This window comes from Myxococcus xanthus (assembly GCF_013116825.1).
Classification (GTDB): Bacteria; Myxococcota; Myxococcia; order Myxococcales; family Myxococcaceae; genus Myxococcus; species Myxococcus xanthus_B.
Genome location: NZ_JABFNS010000249.1, coordinates 1 through 5,084, shown reverse-complemented (window position 1 = coordinate 5,084; position 5,084 = coordinate 1). Strand labels below are relative to the sequence as shown.

Below are 5,084 nucleotides of genomic sequence, written 5' to 3'. Positions count from 1 at the left end.
CCCGAGGCCGCCCCGCCTCCGCCGCCGCCCCACGACGTGGGCACGCCCTCCGTCCTGGATTACGTGCGCGACGTGCTCGCCGCCGAGCTCCAGGTGCCGCGAGCGTCGCTCGATGACCACGAGAACTTCTACGCGCAAGGACTCGACTCCTCGCAGCTGCTCCAGCTCGTGCGAAGGCTGGAGCGGGACCTCGACACCAAGCTGTACCCGACCCTGCTGTTCGAGCACAGCACGCCCCAGGAGCTGACCACCTACATCGAGCAGCACCACGCGGAGCGCGCCGCGAAGCTGCTTTCATCCGCGGTGAGCGCCCCCAAGGCGCACGCGCCCACCCCTCCTCCACCGCCGCCGACCGTGACAGCGGCGGAGCGCGTGCACAGCCGCGGCGACGACGAGCCCATCGCCATCATCGGGCTCGCGGGCCGCTATCCCCAAGCAGAGGACCTGGAGGCGTTCTGGGACAACCTCCGGACCGGCCGGGACTGCATCTCCGAGGTGCCTTCGGAGCGCTGGGACGCCCATCGCTGGTTCGACGCCTCTGGCAGCCGCCCGGGCACGTCGCAGAGCCGCTGGGGTGGGTTCCTCCGGGACATCGACCAGTTCGACGCGCGACTGTTCCACCTGTCCCCCAAGGAAGCCGAGCTGATGGACCCCCAGGAGCGGTTGTTCCTGGAGACGGCCTGGCAGGTGCTCGAGGACGCTGGCTATTCGGGCCGGGCACTGCGCGGCCACCGGGTCGGCGTCTTCGTGGGGGTGATGTGGGGCCAGTACTCGCTGCTCGGCCTGGAGGAGACGCTGCGTGGGAACCCGCTCGCCGCGTCGTCGTTCGCGGCGTCCATCGCGAACCGCGTGTCGTACTTCTTCGACTTCCATGGGCCGAGCCTGTCGCTGGACACCATGTGCTCGTCGTCGCTGACGGCGCTGCACCTGGCCTGTGAGAGCCTGCGGCGCTCGGAGTGCGAACAGGCGCTGGTGGGCGGCGTCAACCTGATGCTGCACCCCAGCAAGTACGTGCTGCTGAGCGAGCTGCGCATGCTCGCCAGCGACGGACGCTGTCGCGCGTTCGGCGAAGGGGGCAGTGGCTACGTCCCTGGCGAAGGCGTGGGCGCCGTGCTGCTCAAGCCCCTGTCCCGGGCGGAGGCCGACGGGGACACCATTCACGGCGTCATCCGGGCGACCACCATCAACCACGGGGGCCGCGCCAACGGCTATACGGTGCCGGACCCGGACGTCCAGGCCCAGCTCATCTCCGCGGCGCTGGAGCGCTCGGGTGTGGAGCCCGAGAGCATCGGGTACATCGAAGCGCACGGGACCGGCACGAGCCTGGGCGACCCCATCGAGGTCTCCGGCCTGAGCAAGGCCTTCCAGCGGCGGGTCCCGGCCGGGTGGCGATGCGCCATCGGCTCGGTGAAGTCCAACGTCGGGCATCTGGAGGCCGCGGCGGGCGTGGCGGGACTGACCAAGATCCTGCTCCAACTGCGCTACCGGCAACTGGCGCCCTCGCTGCACGCGGACACGCTCAACCCCCATATCGACTTCGCGGCCACGCCGTTCCAGGTGCAACGCACCCTGGCGGAGTGGCCCGCCCCCACCCAGCCCCACGGCACGCGACTGCCCCGACGCGCGGGGCTGAGCTCCTTTGGCGCGGGCGGCGCCAACGCGCACGTCATCATCGAGGAATACCTCGCCCCGCAGCGGACGCGGGCCGCGTCGACACGCCCCCAGCTCGTCGTGCTGTCGGCGCGAAAGCCGGAGCAACTGCGCCCCTACGCGCAGCGGCTGCTCGATTTCCTCGAACGGCAGACGGCGCCGGGCTTCACCGGTCCAGCCGCCAGCCTGGAGGAGATCGCCTGGTCGCTCCAGACTCGCGGCGAAGCCATGCCGGCGCGACTGGCCCTGGTGGCCTCCCATGAGGGCGCGCTGCGCGAGCACCTCCACCGATTCCTGAGCGGACAGCCCGACGCGGAGCACTGCTTCCAGGGCATGGCGAAGGGTGAGAAGGCTCCGGAGCAGGCGCCCCCCCTCTCCGGAGACGCCCTGGCGCTCCGCGCGCTGGCCGCGCGCTGGGTGGCGGGAGCGGACATCGACTGGGCGGTGCTCCACCCCGAAGGCCCACCTCGGCGGCACCCGCTGCCGACCTATCCCTTCGAGCGCCGCGCGTACTGGCTGCCTCGGACGGTGGCGGGCGCCACGCTCCCCCTGACGGAGCGGCGACACCCGCTGCTGGAGCGCAATGCCTCCACGCTCGACGGCGTTCGCTTCACCACCGCGTTCCCCGCCACGGAGCCCCTGCTGGCGGACCACCGCGTCGAAGGCCGGCCGGTCCTCCCCGGCGTGGTGTGTCTGGAGATGGCGCTGGCCTCGGCCCGCGAGGCTGGCGTCGGTGACGTTCGCACGCTGCGCGACATCACCTGGAGCAGCCCTGCGGTGCTCACGGCCCCCGCGCCGGCCCTGGAGGTCAGCCTCGCGCTCCAGCCAGACGGTGACCACGTCGCCTTCCAGTTGCTCGGCGCGGACGGCGGGGTCCGGGCGCAGGGGCGGATGCCGCGCCACGCCCCGCCGGAAGCGGCGCCGCCGCGCGTGGCCCTGGACGCGCTCCGGGCCCGCTGCCCTCGGCGCATGACGGCGCCGGACTGCTACGCCCTGCTGGCGGCGCGCGGCATCGAGTATGGGGACAGCCTGCGCACGCTCCAGGAGCTTCACGTGGGTCAGGAGGAAGCGTTCGCCGTGCTGCGGCTGTCCGGTGACGCGCGGACGCCCCCCGGCATCCTCCTGTCCCCCCGGCTCCTCGACGGCGCGCTCCAAGCCGTCGTGGGCTTGTTGTCCCATCACGGCGAGGCAGACGACGCCAGGGCCTGGCTGCCCTCCTCCCTGGGCGCGGTCCACCTCCACCAGCCCCTGGACACCGAGTGCTTCGTCCATGTCACGCGCAAGGCCGTGCGGCAGGACGTGGAGAGCTTCGACATGCACCTCATCGACGCAGAGGGACAGGTCCGCGCCCGACTGACGGACTTCCGCGTCCGCGAGGTCCCCAACCCCCGGCGTGAGACGCCGCGCGTGCTGGGTGAGGCGTGGCTGCCCGAGCCGCTGGTCAGCGCGTCCGGCAAGGCCGAGGGGCCGCTGCTCGTGTTCGACCACACGCCCCACCTGCGCGACGCGCTTCAGCGCCGGAACTCGGGCCCCGTGTACCTCGTGAAGCCAGGGGCGGCGTTCCGCGAATCCAGCGACGGCACCTTCGACATCCGGCCCGGCCACGTCGCGGACGCCGAGCGCCTGCTCCAAGCCCTGCGGCGGGAAGGGGCGCTGCCCTCGCGCGCCATCCACGCCTGGACCGGAGCGGGGCTGCTGCGGCCCGAACCTCGCGCGGTGGAGACGGAGCTTGCGCGAGGCATCCACGCGCTGACCGCCTTCACCCAGGCCTGGCTGAAGGCGCGGCCAGTGCCCTCGCTCCACCTTCTCTGTGTGAGCCCGGGCCCCACGGACGCCGTGCCCCAGCACGGCGCGCTGTCAGGGTTCTGCAAGTCCGTCAACCGGGAGCACCGCGCGCTGCGCCTGCGGACCGTGCAGACGCCTTCGTCGCCGGACCTGCACGCGGCGGCGCTCCTCCAGGAGCTCTCGCTCGTGGACGCCTCGGACGACGAGGTCCGCGACGGCTCAGGCGGCCGCGAGCGCCTGCGACGCACGAGACTGGCCCTCCCCGCCCGGGCGCGCGAGGCCGTGCTGCGTCCGCGTGGCGTCTACCTCATCACGGGAGGCCGTGGCGGGTTGGGCATCCGCTTCGCCCAGTGGCTGGCCGAGCGTGTCCAGGCGAGGCTCGTCCTCACCGGCAGGGCCGCCGAGGACGCGGCGCTCCGCGAGCAGCTCCGGGAGCTCGAACGACGGGGCGCGGAGGCCATCTACCTGCGCTCGGACGTCTCACGCGCGGAGGACGTGACGGCGCTCGTGGGCGAGGCGACCCGACGCTTTGGCGCGCTCCACGGCGTCATCCACTCGGCCGGCGTGCTGCGCGATGCCATGGTCGCGCAGAAGCGGCTCGAGGACATTCCGGAGGTGCTCCACCCCAAGCTGCTGGGCGCGCTCCACCTCGATGAGGCGACGCGCGACCTGCCGCTCGACTTCTTCGTGCTGTTCTCCTCGCTGGCCGGCGTCATCGGCAACGTGGGGCAGTCGGACTACGGCTTCGCCAACCGCTTCCTCGACCACTTCGCGCGCGGACGCGCGGCCCGGGTGCGCCAGGGAGAACGGCATGGCCGCTCGCTGTCCATCGCCTGGCCGCTGTGGCGAGAGGGGGGAATGCACGTGGATGCGCAAACCGAGGCGCACCTGCTGCGCACGCTGGGCATGAAGCCCCTCGGCACCCGCGCCGGGCTCGAGTTCTTCGAGCAGGCGCTGCACGCCACGGAGCCCGTGATGGCCATCATCGAGGGCGCCCCGGAGACCATCGACCGCGCCTTCGACGTGCGGGACGCACCGCCCGCCGCCACGGGGAGCGCCGAGGTGACGGAGGCCCGGACCAGCGTCGTGGAGGCCATCGCCGAGGTCCTCTCCATCCGCCCGGAGGACGTGGACCTCGACGCGAGCCTCGAGGACCACGGCTTCGACGCCACCTCGCTGGGGGAACTCTGCGCCCGGCTCGAGGCCCGGCTGCCGGGAGCGGTTGGCCCGCGGCAGCTCGTCGAGCACCCCACGGTCCGCGGGCTCTGCCAGGCCCTGAGTCACCCGGTGGCCACCGTGACGGCGCCGCCGATGCCCATGGCCCCCAGCGCCCCGCCAGCGGACGATGCGCTGCTCGGCCGCGTGCGCGCCGTCGTCGTCGAGACCACCGCCGCCCTGCTCAAGATGAACGCGGCGGACGTCGACTTCGACACGGACCTGCGCGACTTCGGCTTCGACTCCATCACCCTCACCCAGTTGGCCACCACCCTGAGGGAGCGGCTGTCCGTGGACATCACCGCGTCGATGCTCTTCGAGTATGACCGCCTGGGGACCCTGGTGGACCACATCCTGTCCACGCAGCGCCCCGCGCTGAGCACCACGTTCGGGCTCTCGCCCGGGCCCACCCAGCCCCCGGTGCAAACCCGCCT

Annotated in this window: 1 protein-coding gene; it reads left to right on the top strand. The window is 72.7% G+C overall.

The genetic code is table 11. The features are described from left to right. On the top strand, nucleotides 1-5,084 hold a 5,084-nt coding region (locus tag HNV26_RS36740; RefSeq protein ID WP_171453017.1), incomplete at both ends, for an SDR family NAD(P)-dependent oxidoreductase.